The sequence below is a fragment of the Modestobacter sp. VKM Ac-2985 genome, from assembly GCF_026967925.1.
In the GTDB taxonomy this organism is placed as follows: Bacteria; Actinomycetota; Actinomycetes; order Mycobacteriales; family Geodermatophilaceae; genus Modestobacter.
In genome coordinates this window covers 878,557-903,549 of record NZ_JAPVBI010000003.1, presented here as the reverse complement: position 1 = coordinate 903,549, position 24,993 = coordinate 878,557, and the positions used below count along the sequence as shown (strand labels likewise).

The following is a 24,993-nucleotide window of genomic DNA, read 5'->3' as shown; positions in this document are numbered from 1 at the left end:
CCCGGGCCGCAGCGGTAGCGTCGGGCCGGTGATGGAGCTCGCCCGCTCGACGAGGAGCACCGCCGCGCCGCGCCCCGGCCGGGCGCACCCGGAGGCGCGTCCGTGAGCGACGCCGTGACCGTGGTCTGGGACGACGCCCTGCTCGGCTACACCATGGGCGGCGACCACCCCATGCACCCGGTGCGGCTGGACCTCACCATGCGGCTGGCCGACTCCCTCGGCGTCCTCACCTCCCCGCGGATCGAGGTGGTCCAGCCGGAGCCGGCCGGTGCGGAGCTGCTCACGCTCGTGCACGACCCGGCCTACCTCGAGGCCGTCCGCCGGGCCCCGGACGACCCCTACGGCGCCGGCCACGGCCTGGGCACCCCGGACAACCCGGTGTTCCCCGGCATGTACGAGGCGGCTGCCCTGATCACCGGCGGCACCGTGCTCGCCGCCGAGCTGGTCTCCAGCGGCCGGGCCCAGCACGCGGTCAACATCGCCGGGGGGCTCCACCACGCGATGCGCGGTCAGGCCTCGGGCTTCTGCGTCTTCAACGACGCCGCGGTGGCGATCGCCTGGCTGCTGGGGCAGGGCTGGGAGCGGATCGCCTACGTCGACCTGGACGTGCACCACGGCGACGGCGTCCAGGCCGCCTTCTACGACGACCCCCGGGTGCTCACCGTCAGCATCCACCAGACCCCGCTCACCATCTTCCCGGGCACCGGCTTCCCGGAGGAGACCGGCGACCCGAAGAAGGCGCTGGGCAGTGCGGTGAACCTGGCGCTGCCCAACGGCACCGACGACTCGGGGTGGCTGCGGGCATTCACCGCAGTCGTGCCCAGCGTGGTGCGGGCGTTCCAGCCGCAGATCCTGATCACCCAGTGCGGCTGCGACGCCCACCACGAGGACCCGCTGGCCGATCTCGGGCTGACCGTCGACGGGCAGCGGGCCTCCTACCGCGCCGTGCACGACCTGGCGCACGAGGTGTGCGACGGCCGCTGGATCGCCCTGGGCGGCGGGGGCTACGGCCTGGTGCGCTGCGTGCCGCGGGCCTGGACCCACCTCCTCGCCGAGGCCGGCGGCGACCGGCTGGCGCCGGACACCGAGATCCCGCAGAGCTGGCAGGACGACGTCCGGCGACGGGGCCTGCGCACGCCGCCCCCGGGCTCGATGACCGAGGGCGGCTACGTCGGCTTCCACCGCTGGGACCCGTTCACCGAGAACCGGGTCGATCGCGCCGTCCTGCGCACCCGCACCGCCTCCTTCCCCTACTTCGGACTCGACCCGGACGACCCCCGTGACTGAGGAACTGACCGTGCCGCCACCGCCACCGCACTGGGAGGCAGACGTGGTGGCCGCCGACGGCGGCACCGTGCACCTGCGCCCGATCACCCCCTCCGACGCCGACGGGATCGTCGGGCTGATGGACCGCAGCTCCGACCAGACCCGCTACTACCGGTTCTTCGGGCCGATGCGACGGCTGTCGGACAAGGACCTGCACCGCTTCACCCACGTCGACCACGACGCCCGGGTGGCGTTCGTCGTGCTGCTGGGCGACCGGCTGATCGGCGTCGGTCGGTACGACCGCTACCCGGGCACCGACGACGCCGAGGTCGCCTTCCTGATCGAGGACGCCCACCAGCGGCGCGGGCTGGGGTCGGTGCTGCTGGAGCACCTGGCCGCGGCCGCCCGGGAGCGGGGGATCAAGCGGTTCGTCGCCGAGGTGCTCAGCCAGAACAGCCAGATGGTGCGGGTCTTCCTCGACGCCGGGTACTCCGCCAAGCGGTCCTACGAGGACGGCGTGGTGCACCTGACCTTCCCGATCGCGCCCACCGAGCAGTCCCTCGCCGTGGCGCACGAACGTGAGCAGCGCAGCGAGTCCCGGTCCATCGGCCGGCTGCTCAACCCGGGCTCGGTGGCCGTCGTGGGCGCCAGCAACGACCCGGCCAAGGTCGGGCACGCGGTGCTGCACAACCTGCTCGAGTACGGGTTCGACGGGCCGATCTACCCGGTCAACCCGGCGGTGCGGCACGTCCGCGGCGTGCCGGCGCACGCCTCGATCGAGGCCATCCCCGACGACGTCGACCTCGCCGTCCTGGCCGTGCCGGCCGACGAGGTGGCCGCGGTGGTGGAGGCCTGCCGGCGCAAGAACGTGCGTGGGCTGGTGGTCATCTCCGGTGGCTTCGGGGAGACCGGTCCCGAGGGGCGGGCCGCCGAACGGGCCCTGGTCGCCTCGGCCCGGGCATCCGGGATGCGGGTGGTCGGCCCCAACTGCCTGGGCATCGTGAACACCGACCCGGCCGTGCGGCTCAACGCCAGCCTGGCCCCCGACGTCCCCGGCCGGGGACGGGTGGGCTTCTTCGCGCAGTCCGGTGCACTCGGCGTCGCGCTGCTGGAACGCGCCCGGGCCCGGGGGATCGGGCTGTCCAGCTTCGTGTCCGCGGGGAACCGGGCCGACGTCAGCGGCAACGACATGCTCCAGTACTGGGCCAGCGACCCCGGCACCGAGGTCGTGCTGCTGCACCTGGAGAGCTTCGGGAACCCCCGCAAGTTCGCCCGGCTCGCGCGTGGGGTCGGCCGGACCAAGCCCGTGGTGGCGGTCAAGAGCGGCCGGCACGTGAGCATGACCGCCGGGCTGGCCGGCACCAGCGTCGCCGTCCCGGAGCAGTCGGTGGCCGCGCTGTTCGCCTCCGCCGGCGTCATCCGCGTCGAGACGCTCGCCCAGCTCTTCGACGTCGGCACCCTGTTGGCGCACCAGCCGCTGCCGGCCGGTGACCGGGTCGCCATCGTCGGCAACTCCACCGCGATGGGGGTGCTCGTCGCCGACGCCGTCCTGGAGCAGGGGCTGGAGCTGGCCCACGAGCGGCCGGTGGACATCGGCACCCAGGCCGCGCCGGAGGACTTCCGGACTGCGCTGCAGGCCGCGCTGGACGACGAGGGCGTGGACTCGGTGGTCGCGGTCTTCCTGCCACCGCTGCTGCAGGGGGAGCAGCCCTTCGGCCGGGTGCTCCGCGAGGTCTCCCGCACGGCGGAGAAGCCGCTGGTGGCGAACTTCCTGTCCACCGAGGGCATCCCCGCCGAGCTGGTCGTCCGGGACGAGCACGGCATGCCGGGCCGCGGTTCGGTGCCGTCGTTCTCCACCCCGGAACGCGCCGTCATGGCGCTGGCGAAGATCAGCGAGTACGCCCGCTGGCGGCGGCGCCCCCTCGGCGTCGTGCCGGAGCTCGGTGGGATCGACGAGGCGGCCGCCCGGGAGGTGGTGGACGCCACGCTCGCCGCGACGCCGGAGGGCCGCGCCCTCTCCGACGAGGAGACGATGGCGCTGCTGGGCGCCTACGGGGTGCCGATGCTCGGCACCCGCCGGGTCGAGGACGCCGAGGCGGCCGTCGCCGCTGCCGAGGAGATCGGCTACCCCGTCGTGCTGAAGTCGACGGCGCCGTGGCTGCGGGACCGCCGGGACCTCGGCGGCATGCGGTTCGACCTGGCCGACGCCGACGACGTGCGCAGCGCGTTCGCCGCCATCCCGGCCGGCGACCCGGTGATCGTCCAGGAGCAGGCGGCGCCGGGGGTGGCCACCGTGGTGGACATCGTCGACGACCCGTCCTTCGGCGCACTGGTGAGCTTCGGGGTGGGCGGCGTCGCCACCGACCTGCTCGGCGACCGGGCCTACCGCACGCTGCCGCTGACCGACCTGGACGCCGCCGAGCTGGTCCGTGGACCCCGGGCCTGGCCGCTGCTGAACGGCTACCGGGGGAGCACCCCGGTCGACACCGCCGCGCTGGAGGACCTGCTGTTGCGGGTCGCCCGGCTCGGCGACGACCTGCCCGAGGTGCTGTCCCTGACCCTGGAGCCGGTGATCGTCGGCCCCGCGGACGCCTGGCACGGCGGCCGGTCGTTGGTGGTCGCCGGTGCCACGATCCGGATCGGCCAGCCGACGGCACGCATCGACGCCGGCCCGCGCCGCATGTTCCGGCCCGGCGTGTGAGGACGAGAGCCCGCCACCCCGAGGGGGTGGCGGGCTCTCAGCCGTTCGGTCGGGACGTCAGCCCAGGTAGTCCCGGAGGGCGTCGGCGCGCTGGGGGGCGCGCAGCTTGGTCATCGTCTCGCGCTCGATCTGGCGCACCCGCTCGCGGGAGAGCCCGAAGCGCTTGCCGATCTGCTCCAGGGTCCGCGGCTGCTCGCCGTCCAGGCCGAACCGCATGATGACGACGTCCCGCTCACGGTCCTCCAGGGTCTGCAGGACGTTGCGCACGTCGCCCTTCATCATCTGGAAGGCGACCGCGTCCTCGGCGACCGCGGCGTCGGCGTCCTCGATGAAGTCACCGAGCCGGGACTCCTCGTCGGCGCCGACGGTCTGGTCGAGGGAGACCAGGTCGCGGGAGTACTCCAGCAACTCGGTGATCCGCTCGGGCGTCAGGTCGAGCTCGAGGCCGAGCTCCTCGGCGGTGGGCTCCCGCTCCAGCTCCTGGTGGATGCGGCGGCGGGTGCGCACGACCTTGTTGACCTGCTCGGCCAGGTGGACGGGCAGCCGGATCGTCCGGCCGGAGTCGGCCATGGCCCGGGTGATGGCCTGGCGGATCCACCACGTGGCGTAGGTCGAGAACTTGAAGCCCTTGGTGTAGTCGAACTTCTCGACGGCCCGGATCAGCCCGACGTTGCCCTCCTGGATCAGGTCCAGGAACGTCATGCCGTGGCCGGTGTAGCGCTTGGCCACCGAGACGACCAGGCGCAGGTTGGCCTCGAGCAGGTGGGCCTTGGCCGCCTTGCCGTCCGCGGCCAGCAGCTTGTAGTCCCGCTTGAGCGCGGGCGTCAGCTGGCGCTCGGTCAGCAGGCGGTCGGCGTAGAGGCCGGCCTCGATCCGCTTGGCCAGCTCGACCTCCTGCTCGGCGGTCAGCAGCGCGGTCTTGCCGATGGTGTTGAGGTAGACGCGCACCAGGTCCGTCGACACCAGGCCGCTGGTGTCCGGGGCACGGCGCGGGGAGCGCACCTCGAGGGTGTCGGTGGGGGAGGACTGCAGCACGGTCACGATGAGTCTTCGTCCTTGCTTCGGGGTCCGGATGCGCCGCGTCGTCGATGTGCGGTGCACCCCGGTCGAGGTCGGAGCGTCGGCCCGGGGTCACCGGGTGGCTCTCCAGCCGTTCTGTCCGTGTGGTACATCGTGTGCAACGGACCCGGGTGGGTCGGTGTTCCGAGGCGGACCAACTCACAGGCAACGTCCAGGTGCGGCGCTCCGCGAGCGGGTGACGACGATGTGGTACCCGACGAGCTGGGGGCCTAGACGTCCAGCTGCAAGGTCATCGGGCCCTCGTTCACCGAGGCGACCGCCATCCGCGCCCCGAAGCGCCCGGTGGCGACCTCCGTGCCGCGCCGGCGCAGGTCGGCCACCACCGCCTCCACCAGCGGCTCGGCCAGCTCGCCCGGGGCGGCGTCCGCCCACGACGGACGGCGGCCCTTGCGGGTGTCGGCGTAGAGGGTGAACTGACTCACCACGAGCACCGGCAGGCCCAGGTCGCCGACCGAGCGGGCGCCGTCGTCGGTGGGGAACACCCGGAGCTCGTACAGCTTCCTGGCCAGCGCACGTGCCCGGTCTGCGTCGTCGTCCCGGCCGACCCCGACGAGGGCCAGCAGGCCTGCGCCGATGGCACCGACGACCTCGCCGTCCACCGTCACCGACGCCTCGCTGACCCTGGTCACCACTGCACGCACGGGCACGATCCTGACCGACGGCCCGCCCCCGCCGGGTCCGGGGTGTGCCGAGCGTCGGCTGGGCTGCCGGGGGCGCGTGCCCCACACTCCTTGCGGCCCGGAGCACCGGCACCCGTGCACGGTGCGACCGGACCAGCCACCATGACGACCCAGACGGCACACGTGTGCTGACCGACCGGAAGGACCTCCCGTGGCGGGTGGACTCGTAGCTCTCCTCGACGACGTGGCCGTGCTGGCGCGCGCCGCGGCCGCCTCGATCGACGACATCGGGGCGGCAGCCGGGCGCGCCAGCATGAAGGCCGCCGGCGTCGTCGTCGACGACACCGCGGTCACGCCGCAGTACGTGCACGGGCTGAACGCCGACCGCGAGCTGCCGATCATCCGGAAGATCGCCTTCGGGTCGCTGCGCAACAAGCTGCTGATCATCCTGCCCGCGGTGCTGCTGCTGAGTGAGTTCCTGCCCTTCCTCCTGACCCCGATCCTGATGATCGGAGGGGCCTACCTCTGCTACGAGGGGGCGGAGAAGATCTGGCACCGGCTGAGGCCGCACGAGGAGAGCCACGCCACGGTGGAGGACGCGCTGCCGGACGAGAAGACCATCGTGTCCGGGGCCGTCCGCACCGACTTCATCCTGTCCGCCGAGATCATGGTCATCTCGCTGAACGAGGTGGTCGACCAGGGCTTCTGGTCCCGGGCGGTCATCCTGGCGGTCGTCGCGCTGGGGATCACCGTGCTGGTGTACGGCGTCGTCGGCCTGATCGTGAAGATGGACGACGTGGGGCTGCACCTGGCTCAGCGCTCCAGCACGGGCGTGGCCCGGTTCGGCCGCGCGCTGGTCAAGGGGATGCCGAAGCTGCTCAGCGCGCTCACCGTGGTCGGGACCGCCGCGATGCTGTGGGTCGGCGGGCACATCCTGCTCGTCGGCACCGACGAGCTGGGCCTGACGTTCCTCTACGAGGCCGTGCACCACCTGGAGGAGGCGGCTGCGGAGGCGACCGGGGCCCTCGGGTCGGTCGTGGGGTGGCTGGTCAACACCCTCGGCAGCGCCCTCCTCGGGCTCGTCGTCGGCGCCCTGGTGGTGGCCGTCCTGGCCCTCACGCTGCACCGCCGCGAGCAACCCGCCAGCGAGAGCGGTGCGCACTAGCGCGGGCCTGCCTGTGCCGGTGGCCGACGGCGCCCGGCACAGGCGGCGATGACGGTCTCGTGACGATGCGCCCGATCCCGATCCGCTGCCCTTGACCTCGGGAACGCCCCTGCCAGCCTGGGACGACGACGATCACGAGGGGGCACCGACGTGGACGCCATGGGAGCGACGAGGACTGACGGACGGCGATGGGGAGCCCGGCTGGCAGGGGTGGTCGCGGCAGCGGCGCTGATCTGCACCGGGCAGGCGCTCAGCGGGCACGCCGCGCAGGCGGCCGAGTGCCCGGCTCCGATCCGTACCGTCCTGGACACCACACCGGCCACTGCCGCCCGCACCGTCGCGCTGACGTTCGACGACGGTCCGTGGCCGGAGAACACGCCCGACGTGCTGGACGTGCTGCGGTCCAGCGGCGTCCAGGCCACCTTCTTCGTGCGCGGAGACCAGGCCGCCGCGCACCCGGACCTGGTGCGGCGGATCGTCGCCGAGGGTCACGCGATCGGGAACCACACCTGGTCGCACCCCTACCTCAGCCAGATCGCCCCGGCGGCCCGGATCGCCGAGATCGAGCGGACCACCCAGACGATCGTGAACGCCGCCGGGACGGAACCGTGCTTCTTCCGCGGACCGTTCGGCGACCACGACGATCCGGCGATCGCCGGCCTGGCCTGGGACCGGGGGATGACCGTCGTGGACTGGTCGCTGGACACCCGCGACTGGTCCACCCCGGCGAGCTGGAGCCCGTCGTTCCAGCAGCAGATCATCGAGCGCGCCACGTCGCCGCGCAGTGCGCACCCGATCGTGCTCATGCACGACGGGGGCGGCTACCGGCAGAACACCGTGGCCGCGCTGGACGACGTCATCTCCTACTACGCCTCCCGCGGCTACACCTTCACCGACCCGGCGGGCCGCGCGTTCTCCTCCGGGTCGGGACAGGGGGGCACGTACGTGGTGCAGCCGGGGGACACCCTGGGCTCGATCGCGGCGGGGTACAGCGCGACGTGGCAGGAGATCTACCAGGCCAACCGCGCCACCATCGGCCCGGACCCGAACATGCTGCAGGTCGGCCAGCGGCTCACCATCCCCGGTGCCGGCGGCGGTGGTGGTGGCGGTGGTACGCCGACGCCGCCCGCCGGCGGGACGACGACCTACGTCGTGCAGCCGGGGGACACCCTGGGCTCGATCGCGTCCGGCTACAGCGCGACGTGGCAGGAGATCTACCAGGCCAACCGCGCCACCATCGGCCCGGACCCGAACCTGCTCCAGGTCGGCCAGCAGCTGACCATCCCCGCCGGCTGAGCCGGCCCCCGGAGCCGGCTGCGGCCGGTCGCCGCCTCGCACGCCGATCGGCGTGCGAGGCGCTCGTCGCCGTGCGGGACACTGCCCGGATGCCGGACGCACGTGCCGCCCCGGCGGGAACTGTCCCGGCGGCGTCCGTGCCGGGCGCGGTCCGTCCCGATGCGGGACCGAGCCGCACCCGATGCTGACCGCTGCCCAGGTGACCGGGAGCGGCGTGCCGCTCGCCGCCCTCGCGGCCGCCGGCGCGTTGGTGCTCGTGCAGGTCCTCGTGCCCAGGCTGTGCCGGCGCGTGTCGCCCCGTTCGGCCCGATTCCAGTCGATCGCCGATGGACTGGCGATCGCCTACGTCTTCGTCCGGTTGCTCCCCGACCTGGCGCAGCCCGCTTCCGGTGCGTCCCGGGGGTCCCTCGGGCTGCTGGTCGATCGCCCGTTCCTCATCGCCCTGGTCGGTCTGCTGCTGTACTACGCCGTGCTCGACTGGGCACAGGACCGGGACGCCCGGGAGGAGCAGCAGCGGGGCGGTGTGCCGACCCCATGGCCGTTCTGGGCGAGCGGCGCGCTGTACCTGGTGTTCAACCTCTTCGTCGGCTACCTGCTGGTGCACCAGGTGCGTCCCGGGCCGGCCGAGCTGGCCCTCTACACGGTCGCCCTGTCCGCCCGGTACCTCACCGGGGAGATCGCGCTGCGCGACCAGGACCCGCGGGCCTACGACCGGCTGGGGCGGTGGGTCCTGGCCGCGGCCGTCCTGGTGGGGTGGGGGCTCGGCGCCACCGTCGATCTGGGCGACGAGGCCGTGCGCGTGTTCTCCGCGCTGCTGGCCGGATCGATCGTCCTGACCAGTCTCACGCAGCAGCTGCCCGGGGCGGGACGGGCGCACTTCCCTCTGCTCGGGGGCGCTTGCGTCGTCTTCAGCGCGCTGCTGGTCGCGATCTGAGGCAGGTTCCGGCCACGCGGCCTGGTCAGTTCGCGGAGGGGATCAGGCTTCCGGGCAGTCGCGGAGAGCGGACGCGTCGAACTCGGGGACGGGCCGGGCCAGCGCCTCCTCGAGCGTCTCGGCCTCGCCGTTCTCCTCGATGTCCTCGATCAGCCACTCCATCTCGCTGATCTCCCGCTCCTGGGCCTGGATGATCTCCACGGCGAGCTGGCAGACCCGGACGTCGGTGATCTCGGCGCGCTCGGAGCGGGTGATCGCCAGCGAGTGGTGCGGGATCATCGCGCTCATCCAGGCGGAGTCCTGCACGGTGGTCTGGCTGCGGTCCAGCGCGATCCCGCCGCCCAGCAGCAGCAGGCTGACCGCCACGATGGCGATGTTGCCCTTCATGTTCTTGTACATGTTGAGCATCCACGCGAGCATGATCAACCCCATGGTGCCGCCCATGGTGAGCGCCATGAACAGGCGGCTCTCGCTCCACCGGACGTGGCTCCACTCCCACGTGCCGGCAAACATGGTCCAGTACATGACGACCATGGACGTGGTGATCATGGCGGCGAAGCGCAGGTACATCTTCGTCTGGTGCGACATGCCGCCGCTCTTCTCCTGCTCGGTGCCCTCGACGTCCTTCTGTGTCGCCATGTCCGGGTCTCCGCCCTGTCGTCGATGGAAGGGGTCCGTGCGCGTGCTCGTTGCCCGCGTGCCCGTACGTACGTCCGGCCAAACGAGCCGCCGGCGACGCTCCCGGGAGACGGCGACCCGCCCCGTGTGACCATCCGGAGGCCTGATCAGCACGTCCGGCCTGCCGTCGTACCGTCAGGTGGGGAGGTGGTCCGGGTGCCACGGGTCTGGACGGCGCTGCTGCTGCTCGCAGCGGTCTTCGGCGTGCACGGGGTCCAGTGCACGATGCCCGACCCGACCCTGGGGCACGAGTCCGTCACGGTCGCTCCGACTGCCTCCGTCGACGTCCCGGCAGCAGCGGCCGCGGGCCCGATCGTCGTCGCCGCTGCGATGCGCGGCCACCAGCACGCGGCCCTGCCGGGGACTGGTGGAGCGGGGGACCCCGGGTCGCTCGCCCCCTGGCACGACGGGCACGTCCTGGCCTTCTGTCTCGCCGCCCTCCTGGCGGGGCTCACGGTCATGGGCGCGTCGAGCCGGCTCCGCGGCCTGGCGGTCCGGCTCGCCGGCGGCAGGCCCACCTCGCCGCACTGCACCACCGGGTGGTCGCGGCAGCCTCGACCGCCCGACCTCGCCGCACTCTGCCTCCTGCGGATCTAGGCCGAACTGCTGCGCCCACCCCGACAGCCCACGCTGCGCCGGGGTCTCGCACGCATGCCCACATCCCCGCAGGACAGGAGACCCAGCATGACCCGCACCAACGCTCGACTCGCCCGCCTCGCCGGTGGGCTGGCGGCCGCCGCCGTCGTCCTCGCCGGCTGCTCGGCCGCCACCGACCCGGCCGCCACCGACCCGGCCGGCGTCGACGGCAGCTCGACGGCAGAGAGCCCTCTCGACGCAGACGGGGCGTACAACGACGCCGACGTCGCCTTCGTCCGGGAGATGATCCCGCACCACGAGGGCGCGCTGATGATGTCCGAGGTCGCGATCGACCGCGCCGCCGACTCCCGGGTCGTCGCCCTGGCCGAGCGCATCGAGGCAGGGCAGGGCCCGGAGATCGACCTCATGACCGGCTGGCTCGAGGAATGGGGCGTACCCCTCCCGGAGTCCGGCCACATGGGCGGCATGGGCGGCATGGGCGGCATGGACCACGGGTCCGGGTCCATGGGCGGCGGCATGGGGATGGAGCAGATGCCCGCCGCCGGTCCGGACTTCGACCGCAGGTGGCTCGAGGCCATGGTCGAGCACCACGAGGGCGCCGTCGAGATGGCGCAGGCGGAGGTCGAGAACGGCCGCGACCCGGAGGTCATCGACCTCGCCCGCGCCATCAGTCAGACGCAGGAACGGGAGATCGAGGAGATGGAGCAGCTGCTCACCGAGCTGGGCTGATCCGATCCCACCGTGTCCCACGACGAAGGAGCACCTCCGTGACACCACCCGCCCAGCCGCGTCCGGTCCCGGGCCTCCGTCGACGGCGGAGCGCGGCCGTCGGCCTGCTGCCCGTCGCGGCCCTGCTGGCCGGCTGTACGTCGGGCGCACCGCAGTCGGTCGCTGCTCCGCCGACCCCCGCCACGTCCTCCGCGGCGATCAGCCACGTGCACGGAGTGGGGATCGACCCGGCCGGCGACGCCCTGTTCCTCGCCACGCACGAGGGCCTGTTCGAGGTGACCGACGGGGGAGCGGCCGCGCTGGTCAGCCCGGTCATGGACCTGATGGGGTTCACGATCGCCGGGCCCGATCGCCTCCTCGCCTCCGGCCATCCCGGTCTGCACGCCGACCTGCCCGAGCCCATGGGGCTGATCGAGTCGACCGACGCCGGCCGGACCTGGAGCCCGGTGTCCCGGCAGGGCCGGTCGGACTTCCACGCCCTGACCGCCAGCGCCGCCGGCGTCCTGGGGTACGACGGCACGCTCGTGCGCAGCAGCGACGGCACGACCTGGGAGGAGGTCGCCATCCCGGCCGAGCCCCACACGCTCACCGCGTCCCCGACCGGGGAACGGGTGCTGGCCACGACGGCCGAGGGGCTCCTCCGTTCCACTGACGGCGGCGGGACCTGGACCCTGGTGGAGGGTGCCCCGCTCCTCCAGGTGGTGGACTGGGCCGAGACGGACGGGGAGGTCGCCGGGGTGGCCCCCTCCGGCGTCGTCTGGACCAGCACCGACGGCGGTGTCACCTGGCGTCAGGGAGCTCGGCTGGGGTCCGCTCCGCAGGCGCTGGCGCTGGCGGGCATCGGGGACGGCGTGACCCGGCTCGTCGTCGCCACCGCCGAGGCCCTCGTCGAGTCCGACGACGGGGGGCAGACCTTCGACGTCGTCCTGGAGTGGTGAGGAGCGGCCCCGCGGGCAGCTGCCCGTGAACGCACGGACGCCCCGGCCCGCACGAGGCGGGCCGGGGCGTCCGGGTGGGGGTGGGTTACCGCAGGTCGTAGCGGTCGAGCTCCATCACCTTGACCCAGGCGGCGGCGAAGTCCTGAGCGAACCTCTCGTGCATGTCGTCGCCGGAGTAGACCTCGACGATGCCGCGCAGGATGGAGTTGGAGTTGAGCACCAGGTCCACCGCGGTCGCCGTGCGGACGACGTTGCCGTCGGCGTCCAGGCCCTCGTAGACGTCCTCGTCCTGCACCGAGGTGCGCCACTGGACGCCCAGGTCCAGCAGGTTGCGGAAGAAGTCCTGCGACAGGACGCCGGGCCGGTCGGTGAACACGCCGTGCTGCACGCCGCCGGTGTTGGCCCCGAGCACCCGCAGGCCGCCGAGGAGCACGACCATCTCCCGCGCGGTCAGCTCGAGCATGTAGGCGCGGTCGATCAGCAGCGTCTCCGGCTCGAGCTTGCTGCCCGGCTGGAGGTAGTTGCGGAAGCCGTCGGCGCGCGGCTCGAGCCAGCGGAAGTTCTCGACGTCGGTCTGCTCCTGGCTGGCGTCGGTGCGGCCGGGGGAGAACGGCACGGTGAGCTGCACGCCGGCGTCGGCCGCGGCCTTCTCCACCGCCGCGGTGCCACCGAGCACGATCAGGTCGGCCAGCGACACCCGCTTGCCGGTCTGGGACTCGAAGTCGCTCTTCACCTGCTCCAGCACCGGCAGCGCGTCGGTGACGCCCTGGTTGGCTGCCCAGTTGCGCTGCGGCTCCAGCCGGAGCCGAGCGCCGTTGGCGCCACCGCGCTTGTCGGTGCCGCGGTAGGACGCCGCCGCCGACCAGGAGGTGTGCACCAGCTGCGACACCGTCAGCCCCGAGGCGAGCAGGCGGGCCTTGAGGTCGGCGATCTCCGCCTCGCCCACCAGCTCGTGGTCGACGGCCGGGACCGGGTCCTGCCAGATGAGCTCCTCGGCCGGCACGTCCGGGCCGACGTAGCGGCTCTTCGGGCCCATGTCGCGGTGCAGCAGCTTGAACCAGGCCCGGGCGTAGGAGTCGGCGAAGTACTCCGGGTCGTTGTAGAACCGCTCGGAGATCTCCTTGAAGCCAGGGTCGGCCATCAGGGCGAGGTCGGTGGTCGCCATCATCGGGGCGTTCTTCTTGCCCTCGATGTGCGCGTCGGGGACGAGCTCCTGCGCCTCGGGGTTCTTCGGCTTCCACTGCTTGGCGCCGGCCGGGCTCTCGGTGAGCTCCCAGTCGTAGCTGAACAGCATCTCGAAGTAGGTGTTGTCCCACGTCGTCGGCGTCGGGGTCCACGCGCCCTCGAGGCCGCTGGTGATGGTGTCGGCGCCCTTGCCGGTGCCGTACTGGCTGACCCAGCCGATGCCGTTGCCGTGCACCGGGCAGCCCTCGGGCTCCGGGCCGACCAGCTCGGGGTTGCCCGCGCCGTGCGTCTTGCCGAAGGTGTGGCCGCCGGCGATCAGCGCGACGGTCTCCTCGTCGTTCATGCCCATCCGGCTGAAGGTGACGCGGATGTCGTGCGCGGACGCCAGCGGGTCCGGCTTGCCCTGCGGACCCTCCGGGTTGACGTAGATCAGGCCCATGGTGACGGCGGCGAGGTGGCCGTCGTCCAGGTCCAGCGGGGCGTCGTCGGCGTAGCGCTCGTCGCCGAGCCAGGTGTCCTCCGGGCCCCAGAAGACCTCACCGGGCTGCCAGTTGTCGGCGCGGCCGAAGGCGAAGCCGAAGGTCTTCAGGCCCATGTCGTCGTGTGCGACGTTGCCGGCGAGCACCAGCAGGTCGGCCCAGGAGAGCTTGCGGCCGTACTTCTGCTTGACCGGCAGCAGCAGCCGGCGGGCCTTGTCCAGGTTCGCGTTGTCCGGCCAGCTGTTCAGCGGGGCGAAGCGCTGCCCGCCCTCGCCACCGCCACCGCGGCCGTCGGCGATGCGGTAGGTGCCCGCGGCGTGCCAGGACATCCGGATGAACAGCGGGCCGTAGTGGCCCCAGTCCGCCGGCCACCAGTCCTGCGAGGTGCGCATGACCTCGACGACGTCGCGCTTGACCGCCTCGACGTCCAGCGTGGCCACGGCGGCCTTGTAGTCGAAGTCCACGCCGAGCGGGTCGGAGTCCTTGGAGGTCTTGTTCAGCACCTGGACGTCGACCTGGTTGGGCCACCAGTCGCGGGCGGTGCGGGGGCGCCCGTTGGTGACCGGCTCCGGCGCCTTGATCGCCGGGTTCTCGCTCTCGCTGGTGCTCTCCGACTGCGTCTTGGCGACCTCGGTCTTGTCGTAGTCGGCCGTGCTGACCTGGGACTTGTCGTGTTCGGTCACGGGTTGCCTCTCTCTGCGGGACGGTCGGTGGTGGACGGGGCGGCCGGTGCGGTGGCGCAGGAGCGGCACCGGCCCCAGTAGATGACCTCGGCCTCGTCGACGACGAAGTCGGGCGGGGCGTCGCCGGACGGCGTCAGGCACGGCGCTGCACCGGTGGCGCAGTCGACGTCGCTGATGGCGCCGCAGGATCGGCAGACCAGGTGGTGGTGGTTGTCGCCGACACGCGCCTCGTAGCGGGCGACCGATCCCTGCGGCTGGATGCGCCGCACGAGACCGGTGTCGGTGAGCACCCGCAGCACGTCGTAGACCGCCTGGTGGGAGACCGCGTCCAGGCGGGTGCGTGCCGCGCCGATGAGGGCCTCGGTGTCGAGGTGCGGGTGGGCGTGGACGGCGTCGAGCACTGCCAGGCGGGGGCGGGTGACGCGCAGGCCCGCGGACCGCAGGTCGCGCTCCAGCTCCGCAGGGTCGGTCACGGGGTCATCGTGGCCCGTTTCCTTGAAGCAGTCAAGAAACGACCGGCCCGTCACGCCCCGTCACGCCCCGTCACGCCCCGTCGCCATCGTGGCGATCAGGTGACGATCGCGCCCAACGGGTGTCCGAGGGGAGGGGGGCGGGCAGATCCTCGGGGACAACGGAGAGGGGATCCTCATGCTCGGGTTCATCGCACTGCTGCTGGTCCTGTGGCTGGCGTTCGTGGTCATCGGTGCGGTCGTGGAGGGCTTGTTCTGGCTGCTCGTGATCGGCGCCGTGCTCTTCGTCGCGACCGCTGCCTTCGGCTGGGTGAAGCGCAACACCAAGGTCTGACCGGATCAGTGCAGGCGGTAGCTTTCCGGCGATGCACCCAGCGGAGCACGGCAGTTCCCGTCCACCGGCCCCGGGAGCGGGGCTCGCACACGGTCCCGGCCACGTCCTCCGAGGGATGGCGATGGGCGCCGCCGAAGTCGTCCCGGGGGTCAGCGGGGGCACGGTCGCGCTCGTCGTCGGGGTGTACGGACGGCTCATAGACGGTGCCGGGCACGTCGTGACGGCGTTGCGACTGGCGCTCACCGGGCGGTGGGCGGCGGCCCGCACGGAGCTGAACCGGGCGCACTGGAGCACGATCGTCCCGGTGCTGGTCGGCATGGTCGTCGCCGTCCTGGTCGCGGCCCGGCTCCTCGAGCCGCTGGTCGAGGACCACCCGGTCGGGGCGCGGGCGGTCTTCTTCGGGCTGGTGCTGTTCTCGATCGTCGTCCCCGCGCGGATGGTGGGCCGCTGGGCCGGGCGGGACGTCGCCATCGCTGTGCTGGGCGCCGTCGTGGCGTTCCTGCTGACCGGGCTGCCACCCGGAGGCGACGTCGATCCGCCGCTCACGCTGGTCGTCCCCGCTGCCGCGGTGGCCATCTGCGCGCTGGTGCTGCCCGGGGTGTCCGGCTCCTTCCTCCTGCTGACCGTCGGGTTGTACCAACCGACCCTGGCGGCGGTCAACGACCGCGACGTCGGCTACCTGGGTGCCTTCGCCCTCGGGGCGGCGTTGGGACTGGGACTGTTCGTCAAGGCGCTGCAGGTCGCGCTGCGTCGGCACCACGCCCTGACCCTGGCGCTGATGACCGGGCTCATGGCGGGGTCGCTCCGCGCGTTGTGGCCGTGGCAGGAGGAGGACCGCAGCCTGCTGGCCCCCGATGACGGCGTGCTGCCGATGCTGGCCCTCGCCGTCGGAGCCGGGATGGCGGTCACCGGGGCGCTGCTGGTCCAGGCGCGCGTCGAGCGCCGCGCCGCGGCTGCACTCCGAGCGGCCCCCAGCCACACCGATCGCTGATTGCCCGGGTCTGGGTCGGCTCTCGGCCCGTCAGGGCAGCAGGCCGTCTTCCAGCGTGGTGCGCAGCCAGCGTTCGTACCGGTCCGGAGGCCAGCCGCAGTCGACCCGGAACATGTGGTGCAGCTCGGGGCTGGTGAGCGTCCACAGGATGGCGGCTGCCTCCTCGACCGGCATCGCGTCCCGCAGGGGGCTGTTCGACGCGATCCAGCCCGCGACGGTCGTCATGGCCTGGCGCCGCTGGCGATGGTGCAGGTCCTCCCGCAGTGCGGCGACGTCGGCGTCGACGGCCGCAGCGCTGCGCAGCATGGCGTCGACCGGGGCGATCCGTTCGAGCTGGCTGAGGATGCCGTGGGCGAACAGTGCGATCTGCCGGCGTGGATCGGTCTCCGCCCGCATCGTCTGGGGATCGGGTCGCTCCAGCAGCGGGACGTCGGCGTCATCACCCCCGATCACGGTGTCCATCGCCGCCTGCAGCAGCCCGCGCTTGCTCCCGAACAGGTGGAAGACCGTGTCGACCGAGACCTGGGCCCCGGCGGCCACCGCGGCCAGGGTCGTCCCGGCGTAGCCCCGGGCGAGGAAGAGCTCGATGCCCGCCGCGATCACCCGGCGACGGGTCCCCCTCGCCCGCTCGGCCCGCAACGGAGAGCTGTAGGAGCGCCGGTTGACAGGCTGCGGCATGGCGAGCACGCTACCCGTATTCGTCCTAGTCCAACTAGGACCGAACTGATGAGAGGTGCCGCATGAGCACCGGATACGCCCTCGCCTACCGCCTCGGCATCACCCCCTGGGAACGCGCGGGACGGGGCGCCGCAGCTCAGTTCGCCGCGCTGGTGCACCGCGAGGAGGCGGAGCGGACCCCGCCGTACGGGCCGGCGCTGGACCTCGGCTGCGGGACCGGGGCCCACTCTCTCCAGCTCGCCCGGCGGGGGTGGCGCGTGACCGGGATCGATGCGGTGGGTGCCGCGGTCCGGCATGCCCGGGCCACGGCTGCGGAGATCGGCCTGGACGTCAGGTTCCTCGAGGGCGACGTCACCGACCTCCGCCTGGACGAGGTGGGCGAGGTCGCCTTCTTCCTCGACGTCGGGTGCTTCCACGGCTTGACGGACGGCCAGCGGACGGCGATGGGGGAGGGGGTGACCGCCGCCGCCTCCCGCGACGCGACGCTGCTGCTGCTGGCCTTCCGGCCCGGACGGCGTCCGCTCCTGCCACGCGGCGCCGGGCGGGGCGACGTCGAGACGGCCTTCCCCGGCTGGACCCTCACGGACGAGGAGCCCGCCGACGTGACCGGGATGCCCGGCCCGCTCAAGCGCACCGCGCCGCGCTGGTACCGCCTGCGGCGAGCCTGACGAGTCGCGCCGGCCGCGCTGCCGGCGCTCGGAGTCGTCGACGGCAGCGAGGAGCGCCGGGCAGCTGAGGCTGCGGGTGGTCGCGACGGGCGGGAACGGCTCTCCACGTCGTCCCCAGCTCGGCAGGTCTCCTCGCGACCGAGAGCTAGCGGGTGGCGATCGCGCGCCCCACCAGCGCGGCCGCCGGCAGCACGACGATGCCGGCCCAGATCAGCACCGGTTCCAGCCACCAGGCGACGGCCCAGAACAGACCGCCCGCGAGGACGGTCAGGACCGTCACGCCACGTCCGCGGGTCCGCTCCCCGCGGAAGGCCCAGGCCAGGGCTCCGGCCGCGCCCAGCGTCGCACCGACCACGAACCCGACGAAGGCGTAGAGCAGGGCTTCCAGGCCCCCTCCCGCCCCCGGCTCCGCCAGCGCCTGGGCCCCGTGGCCGACCAGGGCGGCCAGGCCCAGACCACCGACCAGGCCGCCCAGGACCGTGGCCACGACCGCTCGAACCGGCTGCAGCTCCGCAGACATGCCGGATCGCCTCCTCGACCGACCCCTACCGCCACAGCTGCACGACGTCGTGGGCAGCGCTCTCGAGGCGTTCCGGGTCGATCGCCTCGCGCTCGTCGATGCCCCGCTCCGGCCACTGGACGGCGACCTCCAGCGACTCGCCGCCGGCGTCGGGGAGCGGCCACAGCCACATCTCGTACTCGAACGAGGTGTCGCTGCCCTGGCTCATCGTCCGGGTGAGCAACGGGCCGGTGGGTTCCTCGTCGGCACCTGCCCAGTCGTCCAGCGTGCTGGCGGACCCGCCGTCGGGCTGGACGACGCCGATGCGCAGCAGGTCGTCCGGCGGCTCTCCGCCCGTCTCGTCCGAGGGCGGCTGTCCCATCCCACCCATGGGGTCCTCGCCGGACAGCCCCTCCTCTGCACCCGGGCGGGTGCGGACCACGACGTCGATCTCCGTGCCGGTGCTGTAGACCGTCATCGCGGTCACGGCGACGACGGCGTCGTCCCCCTCGAACACGACGGGGTCGATGTCCGCCACGGAGCCGATCTCGTCCTCCGGAGGCCCGGACCACTCGGGCTGCTCCGGCGCCGGCCCGGCCGGCTCGCGGTCTTCGCCGGTCCGCGGTGACGCGAACGGGTCCGCCGTGCTCGTGGCAGCGGGCTGCTGCTCGGTGCCCTCCTCGTCAGCGGCGGACTGGCCACCGTCCGGTCCTCGGCCGCACGCCGTCAGGCCGATCACCGCGGCGGTCGCCAGAGCTGGGGCTCGCATGTCGGCTCCTGTCGTCCTCGTGGCGGGCCCGCGCGGTCCTCGCCCGGGCCCGACTCGGTGCCGCGAGGCCGCCGCCTGGCGGACAGGAGACGGACGTCGCGACTGACACGTCCGGTACGTGCCCGCCGACCCGCACCGCGATGCATGGACCTCCCGATCCCGTCGTGCCGCTGCCCGCCGGGAACCTGCTCGGTTCAGCTCCGCGCCCGTGTCCGGCCTGCGCTGGGCAGGATGCGGCGCAGGATGTCGGAGACGCTCAGGACGCCGACCACGTGCCCGTCGGTGGTGACGACGGCATGCGGAGGTGGCCGCTGCGCAGCGAGGCGTCCTGCACGTCACCGATCGTGGCTCCGACGTCGACCGCCGTCACGCCGCTGGCCGCGACGAGCTCGTTGGCCAGGGCGTTGATGCCCAGGAGAACGGGGCGGACGATCGCGATGTAGCCCCGCCCCGGGGGCGACACCAGCTTGGCGGCGGTCTCGGGGTGGGCGATCGCCCAGGACTTCGGCGCCATCCCGCCCGATCCACCGTCCGATGCGTTGTTGACGATCAGATGACCGATCCGACGGAGGGGTGCCGGACACCGACCGGTCGACCTACCGTGGAATCAGCGGACCCAGCACAGGACCGCGCGACGGTGACTGCAAGGCCCGGATCGGTTCCGGGCGGCAGGGACCGGTGGTGTGCAGATGCCCGACCTCGTGGAACGCAGCGCAGCACTGGACGCGCTCGAGGCCGCACTGCACACCGCGGCGGAGGGACGCGGGTCGGTCGTCCTGGTGACCGGCGAGGCCGGCATCGGGAAGACGGCGCTGGTGACGTACTTCGCCGACCGTCACCGGACCGACGCCAGGATGCTCGTGGGGCTGTGCGACGACCTGGCCACGCCTCGGCCGCTGGGGCCCTTCCGCGACCTGTCCGACCAGCTCTCCCGTGCCCTGGACGAGTTGCTGCGCCGCGAGCCCACGACGGGCGTGGCCTCGGTCCACCGGATGCTGCTCGACGAGCTCTGTCGGGGGCGGGCGCCCACCGTGCTCGTCGTCGAAGACGTCCACTGGGCCGACCAGGCGACCATCGACGCCCTCACCGTGCTGGGGCGGCGGCTCGCCGACGTGCCGGTCCTGCTGGTGCTGACCCTCCGCCTGGGCGAGGTGGACCCCGGTCATCCGCTGTGGTCGGCGATCGACGCGCTGCAGCGGGCGTCCACGGTCACCATCGCCCTCACGCCGCTGTCCCGTCCGGCGGTGGCCGCCCTCGCGGGTGCGGACACCGACCGCATCTACGCGCTCAGCAAGGGCAACCCCTTCTTCGTCGCCGAGCTCCTGGCATCAGGCGGCGGGCCACCCCCTCCCTCGCTGGCCAATGCGGTCCTGAGCCGCGTCGCGCGACTGCCCGACCGCCCCCGCCAGCTGCTGGAGCTGGTGTCGATGGTGCCGTCCCGGATGCCCACCCGACTGCTCGACGTCCTCGAGCCCGACTGGGCTCTCGCGGCGGAGCCGGCCGAGCGCCGACAGCTGCTGACCAGCGACCCCGAGCACGTCCGCTTCCGGCACGAGCTGACCAGGGCCGCCGTCCGGTCCAGCGTGCCGCCTGGTCGCCGCCGGCAGCTGCACCGGACGCTCCTGCGGGCACTGCAGGACGTCGGGGCCGAGCCGGCCGAGCTGGTGCACCATGCCGAGGCCGCCGGGGTGCCGGACGTGGTCGCCGAGCAGGCCCTGCCGGCAGCTCGACAGGCCCGGGCACTGGAGTCCCATCGGGAGGCCCTGGCCCACTTCCGCCGCGCGGCGGGCCACAGCGACCGGTTCGCTCCTCCGGAGCGGGTCCGCCTCTGGGAGGAGCTGGCGGAGACCGCGCACCTGGTCGGACACAGTGCCGAGGCCATCGGGGCGGCCGACGCGGCGATCGGCCTGGCCGGAGCGCTGGGCGACGCCGAGGCGACGGTGCGCTGCACACGGCTGCGGTCCCAGCTGCACTGGTTCGCCGGGGACGGGGAGTCGGCGTGGCGCGACGCGTGCACCGCGCTGCGGGCGCTGATCCGCAGTGGGCGCTCCGCCGAGGTAGCCCGCGGGTACGTCGGCTGCGCGGAGCTGGCCATGCTGGCCAGCCGGACGGAGGACGCGCTCCGCTGGGGCGCGCGGGCGGTGGAACTGGCTGCCGACGACGGCGACGTCCGCGCCCGGGCGCTCGCCGCTGTCGGGGCGACGCGGATGCAGCTCGACCCCGACGACAGTGGCCTGCTCCACGACGCCCAGCACGCCGCCCGCACGACAGGCCAGCACCAGCAGGCCCTGCTGGCCTCCACCGCTCTGGCCTTCTGCAGCCTGCTGTGGGTCCGACCGGATGATGCGCTCGCCCATCTCGAGGACGGCGTGGCGTACGCCCGCGAGCACGAGGTCGACACGATGGTCGGCTACCTGGAGGCGGTCCGTGCCTGGTTGGTCCTGCGGCGGGGCGGCGCGGAGGACGCCGCCGTCCTGGCCCGGGAGATCGTGACCCGCACGACTGCTCCCGAGAGCACGGTCGCCGGCCTCGTCGCCCGCACCGTCCTCGCCGAGCGGGCGGTCCGGCGGGGGGACGAGAACGCCGACGCACGGTTGGCCGCCGTGGCCGTCGACGCCGACCGCACCGGAGAGCTCAAGCGGATCGTCCCGGTGCTCGAGCTGCAGGTCGAGCGGGCTCTCACCTGCGGCGACCCGCTGCCGGTGCCCCGGCTGGAGGACATCTCCCGGAGAGTCGGCCCGCAGCCGTTGCGCTGCGGTGCCGCGGGCGCCCGGCTGGCTGCCTGGGCCACCGTGTGCGGCGCGTCCCACGACTTCGAGGGGCCGGCTCCGGAGCCGTACGCCGCCATGCTGGAGCAGGACTGGCAGGCGGCGGCCGAGGCGTTCGGCGCCGTGGGGTGGCAGCACGACCGCGCCCTCCTGCTCTCGTTGACCGACTCCGCGGAGTCCCTGGCCGAGTCCGTCGAGATCGCCCGGACGCTGGGAGCCCGCCCCCTGGAGGAACGCGGCTGCCACCGCATGCGGGAGGCCGGGCTGACCGTTCCGCGAGGGCCGCTCCCGTCGACCCGGACCAACCCCGCCCACCTGACCGACCGCCAGCTCGAGGTACTGGCCCTGGTGCGGGAGGGCCGGAGCAACGCCGACATCGCCGCCGTGCTGCACCTGTCACCGCGGACCGTCGAACACCACGTGGCCGGCATCTTCACCAAGCTCGGGGTGGCCAACCGCGCGGAGGCGGTCGCGCGCAGCGCCGAGCTCGATCTGGTCTAGGTACCCGAGGCCGCCGAGGCCCGTGCGTGGGCTGCCCGATACCCGTGCAGACACCGATGTGACCGTCCGGCGTCCTTCCTACGTTGGTGGCAGGCGGTCCATCCCGGGCCGCCGGACGAAGCCCCAGGGAGGACACCGTGCCCACCACCACGATCCCCAACGGGATCGACGTCCAAGCGCTGACCGAGACCGTCGCGGCCATCGAGGAGGACCCGAGCTCGGGTTCGTTCACGTTCCGGGCCCGCAGCAGGTGGCAGGAAGGGACGTACAACACGGGAGAGATCCAGGCGTTCCGCCAGGGCGGCAGCGAGGACCGCAGCCGTGCGGCCGCCTTCACCCTGCACGGTGACGAGCCGCCCGTGCTGCTGGGTGCCAACCGGGGACCGAACGCCGTCGAGCTGCTGCTCCAGGCGCTCGGGTTCTGCTACGCGGTGGGCTTCGTGGCCAACGCCGCGGCCCGCGGCATCGAGATCACCCGGATGGACTACGAGGTGGAGGGGGACGTCGACGTGCGGCCGTTCCTCGGCCTGGACGGTCCCCGGCCGGGCCTCACGGTGATCCGGGCCCACGGCCGCGTCAGCAGCCCGAACGCCACCCCCGAACAGCTCGAGGAGCTGTGCCGGTACGTCCAGGACACCTCACCCGTGCGCGACTCGCTGGCCAACGCGGTGCCGGTCGAGACCACGCTCGAGGTCGTCTGACAGGGCCGCGCCGCCCAGAGGGAGGCCGCCCAGAGGGAGATCGTCATGACACACACCACCGCCATCGACACCGACGTGCTCACCGCCAAGGTGCAGGAGATGTACCGGGCAGTGGCCCGGATGCCGCAGCAGGAGTTCCACTTCGAGACCGGCCGGGCGTTGGCCGAGCGGCTGGGCTACCCGCCGGCCGAGCTCGACCGCATCCCGGCCGAGGCCATCGAGTCCTTCGCGGGCGTGGGCTGGTTCTTCGACCTGGCCGACCCGCGCGAGGGCGACACGGTCCTGGACCTCGGGTCGGGATCGGGGATGGACGCCTTCTTCGCCGCGCTGTGGGTCGGCCCGACCGGACGTGTTGTCGGGATCGACATGACCGACGCGCAACTGGAGAAGGCGGATCGGCTCCGCGCCCAGCACGGCCTCGAGCACGTCACGTTCCGGTCCGGGCGGATCGAGCAGTTGCCGGTCGACGACGCGAGCGTCGACGTCGTCATCTCCAACGGGGTGATCAACCTGATCCCCGACAAGGACGGGGTGTTGCGCGAGGTGGTGCGGGTGCTGCGGCCCGGTGGCCGGCTGGCCATCGCCGACATCGTCACCGACACCGCGCTCACCGATGCGATCGTCTCCGACGTCGACCTGTGGGCCTCCTGCATCGGCGGCGCGCCCAGGCAGCAGGACTACCGGGACGCCATGGCGCGCGCCGGCCTGCAGGTCGAGGAGGTGCGGCCCAACGACTACCAGTTCCTGTCCGAGCAGGCGCGCGCGGCCAGCGGCACCTACGGCGTCCGCAGCGTCTCCGTCCTCGCGCGGAAGCCCACGCGCTGACCCGGGCTCCGACCGACACCGAAGGAGAACTCGACCATGTCTGCTCCGCACCTCGTGCAGGACCAACTGGATCAGCTCCGCCGGCGGGTGGACGGCGCCGTGACCGCGCCGGGGGACCCGGAGTACGACGAGGCCCGCACGGTCTGGAACGCGATGATCGACCGGCGTCCGTCCGCCGTGGTCCGTGCGGCCGATGTCGACGACGTCGTCTCGACGATCGCCGCGGCGCGGGACCACGGGCTCGACCTGGCGATCCGGGCCGGCGGGCACAACGTGGCCGGCAACGGCACCGTCGACGACGGGATCGTGCTCGACCTGGGGGACCTGAACGGGGTGACGGTCGACCCGGACAACGCCACGGTCCGCGTCGAGGGGGGTGCGACCCTGGCCGACGTGGACGCCGCCACCCAGCCGTACGGGCTGGCGGTGCCGCTCGGCGTGGTGTCCGCCACCGGCGTCGGCGGCCTCACCCTCGGCGGCGGCGTCGGCTGGTTGACCCGGCCCTACGGGCTGACCGCCGACAACCTGCTGTCCGCCGAGGTCGTCACCGCCGACGGCGAGCGGCTGACCGCGGGACCCGACGAGCACGCCGACCTCTTCTGGGGTCTTCGCGGGGGCGGTGGCAACTTCGGCGTCGTCACCGCCTTCACCTTCCGGGCCCACCGGCACGGGCCGGAGGTGTTCAGCGGCAACCTGGTGTACGGCCAGGACCGCTGGCCCGAGGCGTGGGCAGCGTTGGAGCGGTGGACCCGGGACCTGCCCGACGAGATGACCATGATCACCACGACCCTGACGCCACCACCGGCCATGGAGATGGGGAGCGATCCGCTCCTGGTCGTCGGGTTCGCCTGGGCCTCGCCCGATCGCGCAGCTGGTGAAGCCGTCGTCGGCCGGTTGCGCGAGGCCGCGCCACCGGACGTCGAGCAGGTCGGCGACAACCGATGGGTGGAATGGCAGTCGGTCCTCGACGGGCTGGTCCCGAAGGGCGTGCGTGCCTACTGGCGCAACGCCTCCTTCGACCGGCTCGACGACGAGGTGATCGACGTCCTGACCCGGCGTGGCCGCGAGCAGACCTGGGTCGGCACGGCCTTCGACGTCCACCACCTCGGTGGCGCCTTCGGCCGGGTGCCCGAGGACACCACGGCCTTCCCGAACCGCTCGGCCCGCTTCTGGATCAACGTCTACGGCTTCTGGGACGACGCCGCGGCCGACGACGACCGGGTCGCCTTCGTCCGGGGACTGTCCGGGGACATGGACGAGTTCGCCACCGGCGGCCAGTACCTGAACTTCCAGGGTCGCGAGGCCGCCGGCCATCGGGCCGTCGACCCGCGCACCGTCTTCGGCCCGGCCACGTACGAGCGGCTGGTCGAGGTCAAGCGGCGCTACGACCCCCGCAACCTCTTCCACGTCAACCACAACATCCCGCCCGGCTGATCCC

The 24,993-nt window shown here is 73.1% G+C and carries 24 protein-coding genes; 15 read left to right on the top strand and 9 right to left on the bottom strand.

Annotation, left to right across the window (positions count from 1 at the left end; all coding sequences use genetic code 11):
- Positions 1-102: 102 nt before the first annotated feature.
- Both O2V61_RS20290 and O2V61_RS20285 read left to right on the top strand, forming a co-directional pair.
- Positions 103-1,287: an acetoin utilization protein AcuC gene (locus O2V61_RS20290; protein ID WP_269185072.1), complete on the top strand. Its 1,185-nt coding sequence runs from the start codon at positions 103-105 to the stop codon at positions 1,285-1,287.
- Positions 1,280-3,967 (top strand): bifunctional acetate--CoA ligase family protein/GNAT family N-acetyltransferase, encoded by a 2,688-nt coding sequence (locus tag O2V61_RS20285; RefSeq protein ID WP_269185071.1) that lies wholly within the window; start codon positions 1,280-1,282, stop codon positions 3,965-3,967. The genes O2V61_RS20290 and O2V61_RS20285 overlap by 8 nt, the downstream gene beginning before the upstream one ends.
- A 57-nt stretch (positions 3,968-4,024) precedes the next feature.
- On the opposite strand, the gene sigB is transcribed toward O2V61_RS20285, so the two are convergent.
- Positions 4,025-5,008, bottom strand: a complete 984-nt coding sequence (sigB, locus tag O2V61_RS20280; protein WP_269185070.1) for an RNA polymerase sigma factor SigB — start codon at positions 5,006-5,008, stop codon at positions 4,025-4,027.
- Between the two features lie 248 nt (positions 5,009-5,256).
- Positions 5,257-5,688, bottom strand: coding sequence for a D-aminoacyl-tRNA deacylase (gene dtd / locus O2V61_RS20275; RefSeq protein WP_269185069.1), 432 nt, complete (start codon positions 5,686-5,688; stop codon positions 5,257-5,259).
- Between the two features lie 190 nt (positions 5,689-5,878).
- Between dtd and O2V61_RS20270 the strand changes: the two genes are divergently transcribed.
- From O2V61_RS20270 to O2V61_RS20260, 3 genes are all read left to right on the top strand, one after another.
- A complete protein-coding gene (locus O2V61_RS20270) occupies positions 5,879-6,832 on the top strand; it encodes a DUF808 domain-containing protein (protein ID WP_269185068.1) in 954 nt (317 codons plus the stop codon).
- Positions 6,833-7,042: 210 nt separating this feature from the next.
- Entirely contained in the window at positions 7,043-8,128 is a 1,086-nt protein-coding gene (locus O2V61_RS20265; protein ID WP_269185067.1) for a polysaccharide deacetylase family protein, read from the top strand.
- A 181-nt stretch (positions 8,129-8,309) separates the two neighbouring features.
- A complete protein-coding gene (locus O2V61_RS20260; protein WP_269185066.1) occupies positions 8,310-9,062 on the top strand; it encodes a hypothetical protein in 753 nt (250 codons plus the stop codon).
- 42 nt (positions 9,063-9,104) lie between these two features.
- On the opposite strand, the gene O2V61_RS20255 is transcribed toward O2V61_RS20260, so the two are convergent.
- Positions 9,105-9,701, bottom strand: coding sequence for a DUF305 domain-containing protein (locus O2V61_RS20255; protein WP_269185065.1), 597 nt, complete (start codon positions 9,699-9,701; stop codon positions 9,105-9,107).
- 195 nt (positions 9,702-9,896) lie between these two features.
- Here O2V61_RS20255 and O2V61_RS20250 point away from each other — a divergent pair, with 195 nt between their 5' ends.
- The 3 genes from O2V61_RS20250 (at position 9,897) to O2V61_RS20240 (ending at position 12,004) form a co-directional block, all read left to right on the top strand.
- Positions 9,897-10,337, top strand: a complete 441-nt coding sequence (locus tag O2V61_RS20250; protein ID WP_269185064.1) for a hypothetical protein — start codon at positions 9,897-9,899, stop codon at positions 10,335-10,337.
- An 87-nt stretch (positions 10,338-10,424) separates the two neighbouring features.
- Positions 10,425-11,066, top strand: coding sequence for a DUF305 domain-containing protein (locus tag O2V61_RS20245; protein WP_269185063.1), 642 nt, complete (start codon positions 10,425-10,427; stop codon positions 11,064-11,066).
- A 38-nt stretch (positions 11,067-11,104) separates the two neighbouring features.
- On the top strand, positions 11,105-12,004 hold the full coding sequence (locus tag O2V61_RS20240) for a F510_1955 family glycosylhydrolase (RefSeq protein ID WP_269185062.1): 900 nt from the start codon (positions 11,105-11,107) through the stop codon (positions 12,002-12,004).
- Positions 12,005-12,089: 85 nt separating this feature from the next.
- On the opposite strand, the gene katG is transcribed toward O2V61_RS20240, so the two are convergent.
- Positions 12,090-14,351 carry a catalase/peroxidase HPI gene (gene katG / locus O2V61_RS20235; protein ID WP_269185061.1) on the bottom strand — a complete coding sequence of 754 codons (2,262 nt, stop codon included), beginning with the start codon at positions 14,349-14,351 and terminating at the stop codon, positions 12,090-12,092.
- Positions 14,348-14,824 (bottom strand): Fur family transcriptional regulator, encoded by a 477-nt coding sequence (locus tag O2V61_RS20230; RefSeq protein ID WP_269185060.1) that lies wholly within the window; start codon positions 14,822-14,824, stop codon positions 14,348-14,350. The genes katG and O2V61_RS20230 overlap by 4 nt, the downstream gene beginning before the upstream one ends.
- A gap of 175 nt (positions 14,825-14,999) precedes the next feature.
- Between O2V61_RS20230 and O2V61_RS20225 the strand changes: the two genes are divergently transcribed.
- Positions 15,000-15,155 (top strand): hypothetical protein, encoded by a 156-nt coding sequence (locus tag O2V61_RS20225; protein ID WP_036337003.1) that lies wholly within the window; start codon positions 15,000-15,002, stop codon positions 15,153-15,155.
- A 121-nt stretch (positions 15,156-15,276) separates the two neighbouring features.
- On the top strand, positions 15,277-16,146 hold the full coding sequence (locus O2V61_RS20220) for a DUF368 domain-containing protein (protein WP_269185059.1): 870 nt from the start codon (positions 15,277-15,279) through the stop codon (positions 16,144-16,146).
- Positions 16,147-16,176: 30 nt separating this feature from the next.
- Here the strand turns inward: O2V61_RS20220 and O2V61_RS20215 are convergent, their stop codons facing one another.
- Positions 16,177-16,824 carry a TetR/AcrR family transcriptional regulator gene (locus tag O2V61_RS20215; protein ID WP_269185058.1) on the bottom strand — a complete coding sequence of 216 codons (648 nt, stop codon included), beginning with the start codon at positions 16,822-16,824 and terminating at the stop codon, positions 16,177-16,179.
- 62 nt (positions 16,825-16,886) lie between these two features.
- Here O2V61_RS20215 and O2V61_RS20210 point away from each other — a divergent pair, with 62 nt between their 5' ends.
- Positions 16,887-17,492 (top strand): class I SAM-dependent methyltransferase, encoded by a 606-nt coding sequence (locus tag O2V61_RS20210; protein WP_269185057.1) that lies wholly within the window; start codon positions 16,887-16,889, stop codon positions 17,490-17,492.
- Between the two features lie 145 nt (positions 17,493-17,637).
- On the opposite strand, the gene O2V61_RS20205 is transcribed toward O2V61_RS20210, so the two are convergent.
- The 3 genes from O2V61_RS20205 to O2V61_RS20195 form a co-directional block, all read right to left on the bottom strand.
- Positions 17,638-18,012 carry a hypothetical protein gene (locus tag O2V61_RS20205; protein ID WP_269185056.1) on the bottom strand — a complete coding sequence of 125 codons (375 nt, stop codon included), beginning with the start codon at positions 18,010-18,012 and terminating at the stop codon, positions 17,638-17,640.
- A 25-nt stretch (positions 18,013-18,037) separates the two neighbouring features.
- Entirely contained in the window at positions 18,038-18,760 is a 723-nt protein-coding gene (locus O2V61_RS20200; protein ID WP_269185055.1) for a hypothetical protein, read from the bottom strand.
- A 256-nt stretch (positions 18,761-19,016) separates the two neighbouring features.
- On the bottom strand, positions 19,017-19,274 hold the full coding sequence (locus O2V61_RS20195; RefSeq protein WP_269185054.1) for a hypothetical protein: 258 nt from the start codon (positions 19,272-19,274) through the stop codon (positions 19,017-19,019).
- Positions 19,275-19,449: 175 nt separating this feature from the next.
- Here O2V61_RS20195 and O2V61_RS20190 point away from each other — a divergent pair, with 175 nt between their 5' ends.
- The 4 genes from O2V61_RS20190 (at position 19,450) to O2V61_RS20175 (ending at position 24,989) form a co-directional block, all read left to right on the top strand.
- A complete protein-coding gene (locus O2V61_RS20190) occupies positions 19,450-22,029 on the top strand; it encodes an ATP-binding protein (protein ID WP_269185053.1) in 2,580 nt (859 codons plus the stop codon).
- Between the two features lie 137 nt (positions 22,030-22,166).
- On the top strand, positions 22,167-22,730 hold the full coding sequence (locus tag O2V61_RS20185) for an OsmC family protein (protein WP_269185052.1): 564 nt from the start codon (positions 22,167-22,169) through the stop codon (positions 22,728-22,730).
- A gap of 45 nt (positions 22,731-22,775) precedes the next feature.
- Positions 22,776-23,555, top strand: coding sequence for a methyltransferase domain-containing protein (locus tag O2V61_RS20180; protein ID WP_269185051.1), 780 nt, complete (start codon positions 22,776-22,778; stop codon positions 23,553-23,555).
- Between the two features lie 36 nt (positions 23,556-23,591).
- Positions 23,592-24,989, top strand: a complete 1,398-nt coding sequence (locus tag O2V61_RS20175) for an FAD-binding oxidoreductase (RefSeq protein WP_269185050.1) — start codon at positions 23,592-23,594, stop codon at positions 24,987-24,989.
- Positions 24,990-24,993: the final 4 nt, after the last annotated feature.

Bases quoted from the DNA above. Each gene is read 5' to 3' on its own strand.
- O2V61_RS20195 (WP_269185054.1), bottom strand. From the start codon at position 19,274: ATGGCGCCGAAGTCCTGGGCGATCGCCCACCCCGAGACCGCCGCCAAG.
- O2V61_RS20210 (WP_269185057.1), top strand. From the start codon at position 16,887: ATGAGCACCGGATACGCCCTCGCCTACCGCCTCGGCATCACCCCCTGG.
- O2V61_RS20245 (WP_269185063.1), top strand. From the start codon at position 10,425: ATGACCCGCACCAACGCTCGACTCGCCCGCCTCGCCGGTGGGCTGGCG.
- O2V61_RS20180 (WP_269185051.1), top strand. From the start codon at position 22,776: ATGACACACACCACCGCCATCGACACCGACGTGCTCACCGCCAAGGTG.
- O2V61_RS20215 (WP_269185058.1), bottom strand. From the start codon at position 16,824: ATGCCGCAGCCTGTCAACCGGCGCTCCTACAGCTCTCCGTTGCGGGCC.
- O2V61_RS20220 (WP_269185059.1), top strand. From the start codon at position 15,277: ATGGGCGCCGCCGAAGTCGTCCCGGGGGTCAGCGGGGGCACGGTCGCG.
- O2V61_RS20190 (WP_269185053.1), top strand. From the start codon at position 19,450: ATGCCCGACCTCGTGGAACGCAGCGCAGCACTGGACGCGCTCGAGGCC.
- O2V61_RS20225 (WP_036337003.1), top strand. From the start codon at position 15,000: ATGCTCGGGTTCATCGCACTGCTGCTGGTCCTGTGGCTGGCGTTCGTG.
- O2V61_RS20175 (WP_269185050.1), top strand. From the start codon at position 23,592: ATGTCTGCTCCGCACCTCGTGCAGGACCAACTGGATCAGCTCCGCCGG.
- O2V61_RS20205 (WP_269185056.1), bottom strand. From the start codon at position 18,012: ATGTCTGCGGAGCTGCAGCCGGTTCGAGCGGTCGTGGCCACGGTCCTG.
- O2V61_RS20255 (WP_269185065.1), bottom strand. From the start codon at position 9,701: ATGGCGACACAGAAGGACGTCGAGGGCACCGAGCAGGAGAAGAGCGGC.
- O2V61_RS20200 (WP_269185055.1), bottom strand. From the start codon at position 18,760: ATGCGAGCCCCAGCTCTGGCGACCGCCGCGGTGATCGGCCTGACGGCG.
- O2V61_RS20260 (WP_269185066.1), top strand. From the start codon at position 8,310: ATGCTGACCGCTGCCCAGGTGACCGGGAGCGGCGTGCCGCTCGCCGCC.